Origin of the sequence: Mammaliicoccus fleurettii (genome assembly GCF_003970575.1) — a bacterium.
GTDB classification, from domain to species: domain Bacteria; phylum Bacillota; class Bacilli; order Staphylococcales; family Staphylococcaceae; genus Mammaliicoccus; species Mammaliicoccus fleurettii.
Genome location: NZ_RXWZ01000223.1, coordinates 1 through 1,218, shown reverse-complemented (window position 1 = coordinate 1,218; position 1,218 = coordinate 1). Strand labels below are relative to the sequence as shown.

The 1,218-nt window shown below is 21.8% G+C and carries 1 protein-coding gene and 1 pseudogene; both read left to right on the top strand.

What is annotated here, in order from left to right; all coding sequences use genetic code 11:
• Positions 1–369: 369 nt before the first annotated feature.
• Entirely contained in the window at positions 370–963 is a 594-nt protein-coding gene (locus CD129_RS12720) for a hypothetical protein (protein WP_126577765.1), read from the top strand.
• An 18-nt stretch (positions 964–981) separates the two neighbouring features.
• Positions 982–1,218 (top strand): annotated as a pseudogene (locus CD129_RS12715) (glycosyltransferase family 4 protein); the annotation flags it as partial.

Sequence of the window (1,218 nt, the reverse complement as noted above, 5' to 3'; positions counted from 1 at the left end):
GAATATAAGAAATATTTTTATAAATTGATTAGGTATTTTATAGTATGTTTAATTCCGATATTTTTATTATTTAGTACAATATATGATGATATTTTAGTAATAATTTTATCAATAATATTAACCTTAATTATAACTTTAAGAATATTTTTGATAGTCAAGTATAGAGTACAAAAGCGATTCAATATTATTTTGATTTTTAATATTATATTAAGTTTTTCATATTCATTATTAGTTTTTTTCGACAACTTAGATATAAAAAGGGTTTTATTATATATAATTATTGCTGAAATTATATCGTTTTTCATTTTATTATTTATGACTAAAATACTTATAATAAATTACGAAAAATATACATTCTTTGACAAAAAAATGTTAAATGTATTACTAATTTCAGGGTTTGCTGGTGCAACAATGACGTATAGCGATAGATTACTTATAACATACCTATTATCTGGTAGTGCAGTATCAATATTTTATATAGCAACATTACCATCTAAGATGCTTTTAGTACCATTCAATATGTTATCATCCGTTATTTTAAGTTACTTAGCTGATACAGATGTCATTAATAAAAAACTTAAAAAGACGATGTCTTATACTATGCCTATACTTTGTATATTTATTTTTTTAATATCATATTTTGTAGGAATATTAATTATAAAATTAATTTATCCTAGTTATTTAACAGACATAAAAAGTATATATTTAATTGTAAATATATCATTTAGTTTGACAATATTTGACTTCGTGATACGTAGTTTTTTAGTGAAATATTTCTCCCTTAAGATAAAGGCAATTATTGATGTTATGGCACTTTGTTTATTTATAATTCTATCTTTATTTTTCTTTACTATTTACAAAAATTTATTTTCAATTGCATTTGCCCAATTAATAACATTACTACTGAAAGTAACTATAGAATATATAATTTTTATTAGATTGAAAGAAGATGGAAAAAACTAAATTGAAGGGATTGTTTAAATGCATATTTTGCTTATTCATCAATTTTATTTAAACGAAAATGATCCAGGAGGATCAAGATTTAATAAGTTTGTAGAATTTTGGTCAGAAAAGGGTCATAAAGTATCAGTGATAGCCGGTACAGTTAATTATTCAACAGGTAAATCAGATGATAAATATAATAAAAAATATATTACAAAAGAAGTTATATCTAAAAATGTGACTGTATACAGATGTCATGTTAGTAAAGGTTATAAT